The organism is Natrialba chahannaoensis JCM 10990, assembly GCF_000337135.1.
GTDB classification, from domain to species: Archaea; Halobacteriota; Halobacteria; order Halobacteriales; family Natrialbaceae; genus Natrialba; species Natrialba chahannaoensis.
In genome coordinates, this window is sequence record NZ_AOIN01000022.1 from 1 (window position 1) to 14,399 (window position 14,399).

Consider the following 14,399-nt stretch of genomic DNA (forward strand, 5'->3'; position numbering starts at 1 on the left):
TTGTAATAGCAGTGTAGAAAGCCACGAAAGAGGTCTGGTGGCTGATGAACTCGTGTTCGCCCCCTCGAAGCGGGGGCGAACACGTCGTATTCCAGTAGAAACTCGAACTCAAGATACTCAAACAACGGAACTGTTTCCGTAGCCGCTGCATTCAAAAACTCGTCGACCGAAGCAACGTCTTGCAGGGTTGCGGTTGTGCTGGACACACTTTCCGCACCCTGCTGCTTCGTACGTGACGCTTTCTATGACACGCTCAGTTAGGCAACCCGGTTTTTGAGAGAGTCGTCCGACTGGTACCGGCGGATGTTCTCTTTGATGAGGGATGCAATGTCGAGATGGTACCGGTTTGTCGCCGACCCCTTATGCGGTGAAATCAGCACCTCATCGAGGTCCCACAGTGGCGAGTCTTCCGGCAACGGTTCCGTCTCAAAGACATCCAGACCCGCACCAGCAATCTCGTTCTCTTCAAGGGCAGTAATGAGTGCGTCTTCGTCGACGACTGGCCCCCGGGCAACGTTGACTACGTACGCATCCTCGCGCATCAGTTCGAACTCCGCGTCGCTCAACATCCCTTCGGTGGTTGGTGTGTGCGGGACGGTAAGAACGACGAATCGAGCATCCTCGATCGCTTCATGGAGACGGTTTGGACTAACGAGGTCGGTGACGCCAGGAACCGGGTCATCGGAACGGCGCACGCCGGTGACCGTCATTCCGAGCGCGTCACAACGGGTGGCGATTGCCTCCCCGATCGTTCCCAATCCAACGACACAGACGCGTTCGTTTTCGATCGTAAACGGCCGTTCGTACGGTGGCGTCCACCAGTGAGACTGAGTCTGGTGCTCTCGATACCGGTGTGTCAATCGGGCGAACGAGAGCATAAATGAGAGCGCAAGTTCCCCGACGGTTGATCCGTGAATTCCCGTACTGTTCGTCAGCGGAACACCTGCTTCCTCGTAGGCATTCGTATCGAACGCATCATATCCGGCACGAATACAATGGACCCATCCCGCCTCCAAGAAGGCCTCACGCGGTACGTAGGTCGCAACGGCATCTGACTTACCGTACGTTTTTTCATCGCCAACGAGCTCAACCTCGATTGGCGTCTCGTCGAACGCGCTGGTGAAAGCGTCCTGGGGGATGACGTTCGAAACCGATTCATGGATATACAACTGGCTAAGTCGCTCGTGATCCCGCATATACACAGACATAACTTCATCCCAATGATAAAGTTTTGGGTTATCAGGACAAGATAGTAGTCAGGGGCGTGTGTACAATAGAGTAACTGAACGAGTGACGCAGTGGTCGCCCACCTTCACCAAATCAGGATGTATTGAGTTGCAGTGGCTACTCTAGGATAGAACGGCCCGACAATGAGCGACTGAATAGCATCTGGAATCAACGTGATTGAACTCTTTCGTGGATGTTCGGTAGCTTTAATTATTGGTAGTGGTTATGTATCTGTGGCGAGTGTAGCTGCTAATAGACTGGACACTCGTCTACCACAGATAGTCAGTCGTCATACCACTTCGATCCGGACGCAGTTGGCCACGTCAGCGATCGGCCAATATTTTTCGCGACCCGAAACCCGTTCGGTGTTCGCACTATAGTAGCCACTGCAAGTCACTGCGCACCTGATCGCACGACGGCAGCGCGGTTCGGAGCGAGTGAACTGAGCGAGAACCGCGAACNGCGCACCTGATCGCACGACGGCAGCGCGGTTCGGAGCGAGTGAACTGAGCGAGAACCGCGAACGTGCGATCAGTGTGTAACTAGTTGCAATTATTACTATAGCAGACACCTGCTGTAAATCACATCAGACCACCATCTCACCAACTAACGGTGACCATGGTTTCGGGGAATAGCATCCGACCAGAGCTGGTACCGACTAGGCAGACGCAAAACAGGGCCACGCTGGTTCACTCCTGAGAGAATACAAATGTTGGCTCTGGGTAAAACACCAACCAAGAAATGATCACCCGCTTAGACAAGCACTGCTCTGTCATGGACAGGGGGATCTCAATAGTACATTGTGATTCCCCATACTATATAGATTATATCGCAAGATACCTTTGGAAAATATCTCGACACACTACAGAGAAGGATTGCTCAACGGGAATGAACACTGGAAGAGGAAAATGTATATATTGGGAACCCAAACCATTGCTTGGTGAGTGGTACTACGCAACACGGGGCACGATCGACTGGACAGAGACGACTAGAGACCGTAATCGGAAACCAACGAACAAGTACCGAAACGCAACCGAGACACAAGACGGAAAATCAGATACCATGACTACTGACAAATACGGCAGTTCGAACAGCGAAGATGAACGGACTATGAACTACGGTAAGGAAAAGATTGCTGTCTACCGCACATACGGCACCCCATTAGAAGGGGTACGGACTATTCCAGAGTCACCATTTGATGGTCGAGACAATACACTCTTCGGGCTAGATGTTCGCGTCCAACTCGAGGGCGACGAATTCCTTCCCTCCTTTAGAGACGGCGACAACAGCAAGGTTGTCGCGACGGACACGATGAAAAACTTCGTCCACCATCAACTTGAGGAATACGATGGCGCGACGCCCGAAGGCTTCCTTCACTTTGCAGGATCCCGTTTCTTGGAGCAGTACTCCCAAATTGAGGCCGTTCGAATGACGGCCAACGAAGTTCCTTTCGATGAACGTCTCGTGCCATCAGATGACGGTGATGGGTTCGAACCCAGTGAACTCGTCTATCGCGTCTCCGATGATGAGTCTACGTTTAGTGAAGTCTACGTTGAGGAGAACGGCGATGGTGGCACGGTCATAAGCGACCAGACGAGCGGTGTTACGGAACTCGAACTGGTGAAAGTAAAAGGGAGTTCCTTCACTGATTACGTCCAAGACGAGTACACGACGCTGCCGGAGCGAGAGGATCGGACACTTTATATCACGCTAGATATCTTCTGGGACTACGAGGATTCACACGATTCGCTCGGAGAAGAGCCAGAACGGTATGTTGCGGCCGAACAGGTGCGTGACATTGCTCAGGTCGTGTTCCACGAGGTTAACTCGAACTCCATCCAGGACCTGATCTACCAGATCGGCCTGCGAGTTCTCGAGCGATTCCCACAGCTCGAATCCGTTACCTTCGAAGCGAACAACCGGACGTGGTTGCAAGTCAGTGAGGAGGACGGAGCGGACAGCCCACGTGTCCTGAAAGAACCACCGCGACCGACTGGCTATCAACAGTTCCAGATGGATTCCAGCGACCTCGGCAACGAATAACGATGGCTGGCGGACTCACAACCCACGTCCTCGACACCACTCAGGAAGGTCCAGCTGTGGGTGTCGAGGTGATACTCCAGCGCGTAGATACAACCGGCAACACAGAAACGATCACCCGAGGAACGACGAATACCGACGGACGACTCGATGACCCACTGCTAACCGCAGACCAAATGGAATCTGGGACGTATCAACTACTCTTCGAGGTCGGTGCGTATTACCGGGAGGGACCATCGGACTCAACGTTCCTCGAAACAGTTCCAGTGCGGTTCACAATTAGCGAGCCCGACGACCACTATCACGTGCCACTACTGCTTTCACCGGGTGGGTATACAACGTATCGAGGCAGCTAACTGAGCAGAGCACCGACGAACATCTTCTCTTTGAGGCGCAGAAATCGGTTCGATGTCGTGTGTTCGGAGTCCTGTAACGGAGAAAGTGCACAATGGATCTGCTAAGTCAACGACGATAACGACGATAACGACGACAACGACGACGTACCGTTTCGATACGAATCCTCTGTAGGCGTGAAAGTGGGTTGGATCGAGACTACAGCCGAGAACGAAGATCCTGCACAACGTCTTCCGTTGTCCCAGCTCCACCGAGATCGGGAGTTCGCGGTGCCTTCGGATCCGCTAACTGACCAGTAACCGCGTCCCAGAGGGCATCACTGGCATCCGTCTCACCGAGGTGGTCGTACATCATCGCAGCGGAGAGGACCGTCGCGAGCGGATTCGCGATTCCGTCACCAACGATGTCAGGTGCGCTTCCGTGAACCGGCTCGAACATCGACGGAAACTCACCTGAGACGTTGATGTTCGCCGACGGAGCAAGACCCATACTCCCGGTGATGATCGCTCCGATATCTGTGAGAATATCGCCAAACAGATTCGAAGCAACAACGACATCGAACTCTTCGGGCCGCCGGATAAAATCCATACTCGCTGCGTCGACAAGCAGGCGTTCGACTGTAACAGTTGGATACTCCGCAGCAACCTCTTCAACGATTTGGTCCCAAAAGACCATACTGTGAGCCTGTGCGTTCGACTTCGTCACGCTAGTTACCTTCCCCTCTCGCTCAGTCGCAGCCTCAAATGCAGCACGAACAATGCGTTCAGTCCCGGTTCGCGTGAACACTGAACTCTGCACTGCAACTTCGTGACCGTGGCCCGGATGCTCCTGGCCACCCATGTCGGCGTACTCTCCCTCGGTGTTTTCACGATACACAACGAAATCGATGTCACCGCTTGTGTAGCCCCCAAGTGGACTCTCGACGCCGTCAAAGAGGATCGCTGGCCGCTTACAGATTGCTTGATCAAAGCCCTTGCGAATCGGCAAGAGCAGATTGTTCAGTGTCACGTGGTCCGGTACCTCCGGGTGGCCAATTGCACCAAGCAAGATTGCATCGTACTCCTCGAGTTCCGCAAGACCAGTGGCTGGCATCATTGCACCCTGCTCAAGGTGGCGCTCAGATCCCCAATCGTATCGATGGAAAGAGAGATCAAACCCAAACTGTTCCGAAACATCGTCGAAAATCGGTTGGGTCGCGTCAACAACTTCTGGGCCGATACCATCGCCTGGTATACTCGCTACTTCGTATGCCATGAGTTGTACATACCACTCGACGGATTAAAAAACCTGCGAGTCACTGATACCGACAGAAAAAGCAGAACCGACAACACGAGACACAAACGAACCCAAAAGCGTCTCCACAGCGGGAATTATCGTCCAAACAGTCTTGATCCAGGGTGATCTCGGTGCAACATATACAAATCAGTTCCCTGAACGAAGAGATACTGCGAGCACCCCGTTAGAAACGCTCCACGACGTTATTCTGGAGGTTACTCGAGTACCGGTCAGTAGGCACTGTAGGACATAACTGTCATGGAGTGAATACAGAGGTGTGATTCCCAGAGAGCACCGACGGAAGAGCGATAGGTTGTTCCGAATATACAAATCAATGGGAGAATGCCACTGCGGCTGACACGTTCCTTTACAGATGTACCTCTGTAACGCACTGTAGATCGTATTTACAAACATACTACTATAATATCTCGCCCGATAGCTGGATGAGGTCCCGAACATGCATGAGGAAGGCCATGATAGTGTTTGTATATTGTGAACAACGATGTGGTGACGTCCGGACTGCTGGTGAGTAGTAGGGTGTTGTCACTACGGACGGAATGTGACGTACCCAGTCCTGAGACCGGAATATTCAAACCAACCCATGTTGTCTGTTACCGTAGAAGGAGTGCATGATTGACGGTATTCCACAGTATATCCAGAGAGATCGGTTAGAGAACGATATAATTCAAAACGCTGAGTTTGGTAAAGTACCTGTAGAGTCGGGACATGCCCGGACAGTTCTAACTGGAACGGAGCCAAACAAGCAAGTGCGCGAGTACTTCATTGATCGGTTAGTGGAGGCAGGACTTGATGTCAGAGTTGACGCGGTTGGCAATATTGCCGGTCGATGGATCCCACAAACGGCAGATCCGAACGCACCAGCAGTCGCAACCGGCAGCCATTTAGATTCCGTTCCGAGAGGAGGGATCTTTGATGGGGTTCTCGGGGTATATGGGGCCCTTGAGGCCGTGCGAGCACTTCAGGACGCAGACGTTTCACTCCGCCGTCCGATCGACGTGGTCTGTTTTACCGAGGAAGAAGGAGCGAGGTTTTCCGATGGAGTACTGGGCTCAGCAGTCGCGACCGGACAGCGTTCAGTTGATGACGCCCTCTCCCTTGAAGCCGAAAACGGAACCACGCTTGAGGAAAGTCTGGCAGCGATCGGATTCCATGGAGATGGGCGACTCGATGCCAGTGCGTGGGATTCATGGCTGGAGATACATATCGAACAGAATGACCGATTAGAGACTGTAGACGTTCCTCTCGGCGTGGTAACAACTATTACGGGGACAGTTCGATTGCAAATCGAGATTATCGGCGAAGCCAACCATTCCGGGTCGACGAAGATGAGCGAGCGCCAGGATGCACTCGCAGCTGCGAGTGAAATCGTTTTGGACCTGGAAGCGGCCACCAGCGAGGCAGTCGAACGATACGGCGACACCGTTGTCGGAACCGCTGGCAAACTCGACGTTGAACCAAATGCGATTAACGTCGTCCCGGGGAAGGTCGAACTCGGTATCGATGTCCGCGATATCGAGTATGCGTCGATGGAATATATCATTGGGGAGGTTAAAAAGGAACTCAGCCGAATTGAACAAGAACGAGGCGTGGTGACGACGTTCAAGCGCCCATACGATATCGAACCGATTTCGATGTCTGACCGCTGTATCCACGCACTGAGCACGGCAGCAGAAACGGCAGGGATCGAGTCGATAGAACTACACTCGGGAGCGGGGCACGATACGATGCACGTCGCAAAAGTCACCGAAAGCGGCTTGATTTTTGCGCCCTCTCATAACGGAATTTCACACAGCCCGATGGAGTGGACCGAGTGGTGTGACTGTGTCGCTGCGACGCAGGTTCTGGCGTCCGCCCTCGCAAAACTCGCTCACTAGAGTGTCATTTAAGTAGACACGTCTCCTAAATACAGATACATGAGCAACTACAGCCTTGAGCAGTTGAATCAAGCAAACAGACAGACGTTCATCGAGTACCTCAGTGATGTGTACGAAGAGTCACCCTGGGTTGCTGAGCGGGCGTGGACGAACCATCCCTTCTCTGGCGTCGACGAGTTGCAACAGACTATGGAACGTGTCGTCGAGGAAGCGTCGGGGGAAACGCAACTGGAACTCCTCCGAGCGCACCCTGATCTCGGCGAGAATACTGAGATGACCGATGCATCAGAACAAGAACAGGCATCTGCCGGGCTCGATCAGTTAGATCCAGAGCTGTACAACACGTTCCAACGCCTGAACCAGACGTATCAAGAACAATTTGACTTCCCATTTATCATGGCAGTGAAAGATGAAAATCCAGAGTCGATCAGGCGCGAGATGGAAGGTCGAATCGAGAACACACCACCCAAAGAGTTCCGAACAGCACTCGATGAAGTCCACAAAATCGCACAACTCCGACTCGAGGAGCTGTTGGCCTCGGACTAACAGCGAGACTCCGTCGCGAACGCACTCGGGTTCGGTCGCCGACCACGGTACTCGAGTTGCGTTTCCCAGCGGCCTCTGCTACCCACCAGGACAACACACGATGTCGCGCTGACAAAGTGAGGTGCATTAAAGTGACTGTCTCACGAACGAGGAAATTGGTATGAAGTACGCACAGACCGACGATCGGATAGTCGTTCGTCTCGACCCGGGTGAACAAGTGATCGCGTCCTTGAAGGAATTGCGGGATGAAGCGGGGATCACGAGCGGATTCGTGAGAGGCATCGGTGCAGTTGACCATGTCGTACTCGGTCACTACGATGTCGAGAATCAATCATACAACGAGGAGACGTTCACCGATCAATACGAAGTGACGAGCTTTCTCGGAAATATTGGCCCGGATAAGGTGCACGCCCACATTCAGCTCGGAACGGAGTCATACGACTCAATCGGTGGCCACTGTGCCGAGGCGACCGTCTCTGGAACGTTCGAGATAGAAATCCTCCGTGGGGACACACGACTGGTGCACACGCACGATCCTCAAACGGGGCTTGATGTGTTTGACCTGTGACTGGCCCCGCCTGTGGAGTAACTGACCAGTGTTGATCGGTAGGGTGAATCACGCCGTCCAATTCGGCTCGAGCGACACCGCTCGTTTCAACCCTACCGGAATACTATAGTATGTAAACACCGAATAATCAGCCGGATGAGCACTTCCAAGCGCTCTCAACTGATTATACTGCTCTCGACGGTACTCGTCGCGTTGAACCTCCGGCCGGCAATAGCGTCTGTTCCACCAGTGCTTGACTCGATTCGAACTGACCTCGCATTGAGTCATGGAACTGCAAGCTTGCTAACGACCATCCCCACGCTGTGTATGGGTGTGTTTGCCATTCTGACGGTGTTTCTGACACAGCGACTCGGAAGAAACCAGACGATCTTTCTCTCGGTGATTGTAATCGCGGGTGCAACTGGAATGCGAATCGCTAGTGACCTGTATAGCGTGTTATTTTTGAGCACGATTGGGGTGGGTATCGGGATTGCGATCGTTCAGACACTGCTTCCGTCCGTCGTGCAGGAACATTTTCCAGAAACTGCCGGCGTCGTGACTGGATTGTACACAACGGCGCTTATCGGCGGAGCAGCGCTTGCTGCGGGGCTAACTGCACCGGTTACAGCACTAGTCGATGCCGCCTGGACGTTTGGACTTGCCACGTGGACGATTCCAGCAATAATCGGAGTCATCGCATGGATTCCGGTACTGAATCGATCACCCACGTCGGCTACTTCTACGGATTCAATGGGGAATATGCCACGCGTAGAAATGCTCCCATGGCAGCAGGACTGGGCCTGGTTTCTGGTATTCTTCTTTGCCGGGACACAGATACTATTTTTCTCGGTACTGACGTGGTTACCACCGTTATACGTTGAGCTGGGCTGGGGTCCACAGCACGCAGGGCTCGTTCTTACCGTGTTTATGCTAGCAGAGCTCGCCGGCTCGCTCGGCAGTACATTGCTCACCAAGCGGTACACTGATCGACGACCAGCGTTCTTTCTTATGCTCTCGCTCAGTAGCGGTGGCCTCTTGGGAATCGCGTTACTGCCGCTTGAATTTCCGTGGCTCTGGGCCACACTCATGGGTGTCGGAATTGGCGGCATGTTCGCCCTGGTGCTCACCTTGCCGGTAGACTACTCGAAATCACCAGAAGCGAACGAGCAATTAACTGCAATGATGTTCGGAGTCGGGTACATACTCGCCGCTACCGGTCCGTACGTCGTCGGTGAACTCCGGAGCATAACAGGGAGTTTTCAAGCACCGTTCATCGCACTCGCTGTCGTGTCAGGAGCACTGCTTTTCGCAACAGCGAGCTTACACCCGGACCGAACAATTACTGTCTAGGCGTCCGCTACGTTGTCTCGCTATTTTCCGAAATCGTACTGACGACAGGGCAGGTTGCGTTCAAGAGAATAGACTGTGCAGTACTTCCGAATAGAACCTTACCGGTTCGAGATCGTTTTCGAGGACTAACGACGATGTATCGAGCATCCTGTTCCGCTGCGTATTCGACGATTTTGTGAGCCGGCTTCCCGAGCAACCCAACCACGTCGTAGGGAGTCTCCGGATCCTCGAGGTTACCAGCGATTTCGTCTGCCTTCTCCACTGCAGCCTCCCTGCCCTCGGTTACCATCTCGGACTGCTGTTCAACCTGCTCATTGGGAAAGGCCGAATCGAGGAATTCCGAGCGTTTTGCAACGTGAACGATGTGGACGGACTCTTCGAATCGTTTCGCAAGTGATTCGGCCTCGTTGACGACGATTGAAGCACGGTCAGAACGATCAACTGCAGCTATAACAACCATGGTTCTCTATTTCCTGTTCTCATATATTATTGTTGTCCCCATCTGTGTGTTGAGACCCGCTCATCATTACGCACAGAGTGGTCCCCACTGTCCCGAACTGTAGGGAAAACTGAAACGGTTTGCACATCGATCGCACAGCCGTCTGCGATCGGGTACACGTTGACTGTCAGTGATACTTTAGACGCAGAGATATAAAGATAGAGCCACAACAGACCCTCTATGGACGATGGTAGCACAAACGATGTTGACGGAATCGACCGTGAAATTCTCCAGATCCTCCTGCAAGATCCGCGAATGCCATACTCCGAAATCGCCAGTCGTCTCGAAGCGGCCGGCTATCAGATGAGTGCTGAAGGGGTCAGACACCGAGTAGTAAAACTCTTCGACGAATCAGAGATCTTTCTACTGACAAGCCCGCAGGCAAGGAATTGGGAAGTCCTTCGCCTCAATGTGGTCGTCAAAGACGAACCGGGCGCTACCGAAGCCACGTTCGAACAACTCGGAACCCAGAATTTTTGGCTCGTCTGTCGTGGGTTCGGCTCCGTTGATATTCACGGCGTTGCAACTGTCGCAAATGTCGCGGAGGCAGATGCACTAGTGACCGCTGTTCGGGCTCTCGATGAGGTTACGTCAGTGAGCTATTTCCTCGAAACCGACCGAATCACCAATATACACGACTACATGGGAGGGTGACGGCACGCGAAAAGAGACACGAGAGGTAAAGCTAAGCGGCTGGATGGTGTACCGTGTGTCATGCTCGACAGCGGTGATACTGCGCCGGAAGTCTCGGCTATCAACCAAGACGGGAAACGAGTCACACTCGAGTTCTCCCGACCGACCGTCCTTTATTTTTACCCGAAAGATGAGTCACCGGGCTGTACCATTGAAACACGCCAATTCAACGAGGCGCTAGACGCGTATGACGACGCGGGAATAGAGGTATTTGGCGTCTCAACCGACGATGTCGAGAGTCATAGCCAGTTCTGTTCAAGATACGATCTCGAGTTCGATCTGCTCGCAGACCCGACTGCTGCTGTCGCAAACGCGTTCGGTGTTGACACCACAGACGGAACGGCTGATCGCGTCACATTCGTTCTTACTGACGGCAGAGTAGAGCACGTGTATCGGAACGTCGAGCCAAACGGACACGCACGCGAGGTACTGATGGACAGTCTAGACGAAATTATCGAGAACCCAGCGGAGACGGATCTCACTCAGGAATCGCAATAATCCGCAAATCGTTAACATTCGTCCCAGTCGGTCCTGTTTTGATAATCGCATCTCGTTCAGAGAGGTAGCTATACGCGTCATTATCAGCAAGAGCCGCCATCGCTTGCTCTTCGTCGTCAATGATCTCTCGAGTCGCAAGCGCACCTGCGCCAGCAGCGACGCCATCTTTGCCGTCAGTGTCAACGCTGCCGAGAACAATCTCGTCTGTATTCGTCGCCAACAGTCCATCGAGGACGAACTCCTGATTTGGACCACCCACCCCATCACCGCAAATAGTTACCGTGGTTTCACCACCAGAGAGCAACAAGAGCGGTGGTTCAACTGGACGGCCAGTCGCAGCAGCCTCATTCGCAATGGCAGCATGAACACGGCCGACAGTCCGTGCTTCACCTTCAACCTGTGTGGACAAAATCAACGGTGTGAACGCCGACGCCTCCGCCACTGCCTCCGCTCGTCTGATCGCAGTGGATCCATCGGCGAGGATGTGTGTGTGGACGGTTTCGAAGACGGGATCCTCTGGAGTGGGTGTTTCCGGGGTTTTCCCCAACTCACCCTCATCGAGATGAGCCGTGATCGGGGCTGGTGCGTCAATATCGTATCTCTCTAAAACGGCCTTTGCATCCGCAAACGTCGAGGAGTCGCCGACAATCGGCCCGCTAGCGATTGTCCCGAGATCGTTTCCAGTGACGTCACTGAGTACGAGTCCGACAACCGTTGCCGGTGCCGCAGCGACAGCAAGCCGTCCACCCTTGATTTGTGAGAGGTGTTTTCGGACAGTGTTGATCTCATCAATGGAGGCCCCGCACTCGAGTAGCTCCTGTGTCAGGGACCGTAATGCAGAGAGAGAGACATCGCGGGTAGGAAGCGGCAGGAGGGAGCTTCCACCGCCGGAGAGCACAAAGAGGATGAGTGTGTCTGACTCTGCTCGTTCTGCAAGCGAGAGAATCTCTGCAGCACCATCGCGTCCAACTTCGTTGGGGACTGGATGTGAGCCGCGGATGACGCGTGTCTGGTCCGTTTCGGTTGGATCGTTCGTGACGACAATGCCGTCGGTGAGTCGGTCACCAATGATCGTTTCAAGAACGCGTGCCATCTGCGCGGCTGCCTTCCCACCGCCGAGAATGAGAATGTCTGAGTAGGGACTGAGATCAATTGAGCGGTCCTGTATCTCGAGTGTGTTTTCGGTGAGCGTGAGTGCGTTTTTCACGGCGTTCCGTGGCTGTGTGGCTTTGATACCCTGTTCGATGCAGTCCATCACCAACTCGTGTGTTGGTGTGACTGCAAGCTGTTCGCGGTTCTGAATCATGTTCCTTTGACTGTGATACAGCAATAAAAAGATATGCGTTGTGCGGAGAGAGTGAGATATCTGGGTGGAGGACGCCAATCGACCAAGGTGACTTTGTAAGAGGGAATCAGCCCGTGATTGAGGGCAACAGTGTGTAAGAGTCTCAGAAGAGGATTCGAACCACATACATAACTCCATTTATCATCAGAAATAATAGAGAGGTGTTATTTCGTCATCGCACATACGTAGAGTTGATGTCCGTAGATACCGTCATTCGGGGTGGAACGATCGTTACCTCACGATCCATGTTTTCGGGGAGCATAGCTATTAACGACGGATCAATAGTCGAAATCGGAACTGATCAGTCACTTCCCGACGCAACGGAAACGATTGACGCAACTGGAAAGCTCGTTCTGCCTGGCGTTGTCGATCCGCACGTGCACGTTGCTGACCACGTGTCTATCGATTCGTATCAGACTGCGACAAGTGCTGCGGCACTTGGTGGTGTCACGACGTTCATCGATTTCGCCTGGCAGCCGTACGTCGGCCCAGAAAGCCCGTGGGACCAACCGGGAACGTTACAGGAGAACGCCCAAACCAAGCGCACAAACGCGGAGGAGGCCCTCATCGACGTTGGGCTTCACGGCGGGATACTCAGTGAGCGAGAGGAGATTTTCGATGAAATGCCCGAGCTGGTTTCGAACGGCATTACGACGTTCAAACTGTACACTGCATACGAGTTTGGGCTCTCGAACGGCTTCATTCATCGCGTTCTAGAACACATTGCGGCTCTCGATGCGGTTGCACTCGGTCATACTGAGGACAACACGACCTGTGAGAGTCTGACAGCAGAGTTGCGCAAGAAGGGGCGGACTGATCCGTCGTGGTATCCACACGCACGGCCGGATTACGCGGAAGCGACAGCCGCGGAGACGCTTGCCAGATACGCACGTGAGGTGGGTGCCAAGTACTACGGGATTCACACTACCTGTGAGAAGGCACTCGAGGTCATAGAACACTACCAGGATGATGGAAGTCTCATCCGTGGCGAAACGTGTACCCATTACACAACACTCACGCAGGATCTCTATGATGAAAAAGGGCAGTTGCCAGTCATTGCACCGCCATTACGAACTGCATCTGATGCTGATGCACTATTTGACGCCCTTCAGCGAGAGACAATAAGTGTCGTCTCAACGGATCACGTCGCCCAGACGCGCGAAACGAAAACCAAGGGGAACTGGTGGGATGGACCGTTCGGAGCTAATAGCCTACAACTAAGCCTGCCCGTGTTCCACGACGAGGCAGTCAACACACGCGGGTTTTCCTACCCCTTCCTGGTTCGTGTGATGTGTACGAATCCAGCGCAGACGTTTGGACTCCCGCAAAAGGGTACACTCGAACCCGGCACAGACGCAGACATCGTTATCTTCGACCCAGACGAATCGTGGACGGTGCAGCCATCCGAGAACGAGTCAAAAGCCGACTACTCGATTTACGAGGGGCGGGAGGTGACAGGGAGTGTCACGACGACGCTCGTGCGCGGTAACGTCGTTGCTGAGAACGGAGAGATCGTCGGGGCACCTGGGGACGGACAGTTTATCGAACGTGATCTTCCCGATTGGTCCGTCTAACAGTTGTCCCACTATACGCGGGACTCCGTCAACAACTGTTCCTCGAATCACTCACGGGAACGCTGAGCAAGAGATCACAACACCTATCACCACCGAGAAATACCACCTAGTTGTATGAGCGAGTTCGAACAGTTCAGCGACGTCGGTGAAGCGGACGTAACACGCGCAATCGGACAGGAGTGGACCGAGGAGTTCATGGACTTCTCGGATTCAGATGTCATCATCGTCGGCGGCGGTCCCTCGGGACTGACCGCGGCGAAGGAACTCTCCGAGCGCGGGGTCAAGACGATGGTCGTCGAGAAGAACAACTACCTCGGCGGTGGCTTCTGGCTCGGTGGCTTCCTGATGAACAAGATCACCGTGCGCGACCCCGCCCAGAAGGTCCTCGACGAACTCGAGGTCTCCTACAAGCAGTCCCAGGACAGCGAGGGCCTCTACGTCGCGAACGGGCCAGAAGCCTGTTCCGGCCTCATCAAGGCCGCCTGCGACGCCGGCGCGAAGATGCAGAACATGACCGAGTTCACGGACATCGTCATCCGTGAGGACCACAAGGTCT

The 14,399-nt window shown here is 53.7% G+C and carries 14 protein-coding genes and 1 pseudogene; 10 read left to right on the forward strand and 5 right to left on the reverse strand.

Annotation, left to right across the window (positions count from 1 at the left end; all coding sequences use genetic code 11):
* Positions 1 to 206: pseudogene (locus C482_RS20215) on the reverse strand (IS5/IS1182 family transposase); the annotation flags it as partial.
* Positions 207 to 257: 51 nt separating this feature from the next.
* Positions 258 to 1,196 (reverse strand): D-2-hydroxyacid dehydrogenase, encoded by a 939-nt coding sequence (gene ddh / locus C482_RS02815; protein ID WP_006165918.1) that lies wholly within the window; start codon positions 1,194 to 1,196, stop codon positions 258 to 260.
* Positions 1,197 to 2,289: 1,093 nt separating this feature from the next.
* Here ddh and pucL point away from each other — a divergent pair.
* Both pucL and uraH read left to right on the forward strand, forming a co-directional pair.
* Positions 2,290 to 3,270 carry a factor-independent urate hydroxylase gene (pucL, locus tag C482_RS02820; protein WP_049896425.1) on the forward strand — a complete coding sequence of 327 codons (981 nt, stop codon included), beginning with the start codon at positions 2,290 to 2,292 and terminating at the stop codon, positions 3,268 to 3,270.
* 2 nt (positions 3,271 to 3,272) lie between these two features.
* Positions 3,273 to 3,623: a hydroxyisourate hydrolase gene (uraH, locus tag C482_RS02825; RefSeq protein ID WP_006165921.1), complete on the forward strand. Its 351-nt coding sequence runs from the start codon at positions 3,273 to 3,275 to the stop codon at positions 3,621 to 3,623.
* 196 nt (positions 3,624 to 3,819) lie between these two features.
* Here uraH and C482_RS02830 read toward each other — a convergent pair whose 3' ends face one another.
* Positions 3,820 to 4,875 carry an isocitrate/isopropylmalate dehydrogenase family protein gene (locus tag C482_RS02830; RefSeq protein ID WP_006165923.1) on the reverse strand — a complete coding sequence of 352 codons (1,056 nt, stop codon included), beginning with the start codon at positions 4,873 to 4,875 and terminating at the stop codon, positions 3,820 to 3,822.
* Between the two features lie 650 nt (positions 4,876 to 5,525).
* Here C482_RS02830 and C482_RS02835 point away from each other — a divergent pair.
* The 4 genes from C482_RS02835 (at position 5,526) to C482_RS02850 (ending at position 9,234) form a co-directional block, all read left to right on the forward strand.
* Entirely contained in the window at positions 5,526 to 6,791 is a 1,266-nt protein-coding gene (locus C482_RS02835; protein WP_049896422.1) for a Zn-dependent hydrolase, read from the forward strand.
* A gap of 39 nt (positions 6,792 to 6,830) precedes the next feature.
* Positions 6,831 to 7,337, forward strand: coding sequence for a 2-oxo-4-hydroxy-4-carboxy-5-ureidoimidazoline decarboxylase (uraD, locus tag C482_RS02840; RefSeq protein ID WP_006165926.1), 507 nt, complete (start codon positions 6,831 to 6,833; stop codon positions 7,335 to 7,337).
* 160 nt (positions 7,338 to 7,497) lie between these two features.
* Positions 7,498 to 7,905 carry a PPC domain-containing DNA-binding protein gene (locus C482_RS02845; protein ID WP_006165927.1) on the forward strand — a complete coding sequence of 136 codons (408 nt, stop codon included), beginning with the start codon at positions 7,498 to 7,500 and terminating at the stop codon, positions 7,903 to 7,905.
* Positions 7,906 to 8,040: 135 nt separating this feature from the next.
* Positions 8,041 to 9,234, forward strand: coding sequence for an MFS transporter (locus C482_RS02850; protein ID WP_049896423.1), 1,194 nt, complete (start codon positions 8,041 to 8,043; stop codon positions 9,232 to 9,234).
* Positions 9,235 to 9,241: 7 nt separating this feature from the next.
* Here the strand turns inward: C482_RS02850 and C482_RS02855 are convergent, their stop codons facing one another.
* Positions 9,242 to 9,694, reverse strand: coding sequence for a universal stress protein (locus tag C482_RS02855; RefSeq protein ID WP_006165930.1), 453 nt, complete (start codon positions 9,692 to 9,694; stop codon positions 9,242 to 9,244).
* A gap of 219 nt (positions 9,695 to 9,913) precedes the next feature.
* Here C482_RS02855 and C482_RS02860 point away from each other — a divergent pair, with 219 nt between their 5' ends.
* The gene (locus C482_RS02860; protein ID WP_006165931.1) at positions 9,914 to 10,387 is read left to right on the forward strand and encodes an AsnC family transcriptional regulator; all 474 of its coding nucleotides are present in this window, start codon (positions 9,914 to 9,916) and stop codon (positions 10,385 to 10,387) included.
* A 60-nt stretch (positions 10,388 to 10,447) separates the two neighbouring features.
* The gene (locus C482_RS02865) at positions 10,448 to 10,924 is read left to right on the forward strand and encodes a peroxiredoxin (protein WP_006165933.1); all 477 of its coding nucleotides are present in this window, start codon (positions 10,448 to 10,450) and stop codon (positions 10,922 to 10,924) included.
* Here C482_RS02865 and C482_RS02870 read toward each other — a convergent pair.
* A complete protein-coding gene (locus C482_RS02870; RefSeq protein WP_006165935.1) occupies positions 10,905 to 12,230 on the reverse strand; it encodes a glycerate kinase type-2 family protein in 1,326 nt (441 codons plus the stop codon). The two genes, C482_RS02865 and C482_RS02870, sit on opposite strands and share 20 nt — an antisense overlap.
* A gap of 233 nt (positions 12,231 to 12,463) precedes the next feature.
* Here C482_RS02870 and C482_RS02875 point away from each other — a divergent pair, with 233 nt between their 5' ends.
* Positions 12,464 to 13,843, forward strand: a complete 1,380-nt coding sequence (locus C482_RS02875; protein WP_049896424.1) for a dihydroorotase — start codon at positions 12,464 to 12,466, stop codon at positions 13,841 to 13,843.
* A gap of 114 nt (positions 13,844 to 13,957) precedes the next feature.
* On the forward strand, positions 13,958 to 14,399 hold a 442-nt coding region (locus C482_RS02880; protein WP_006165939.1), incomplete at its 3' end, for an FAD-dependent oxidoreductase.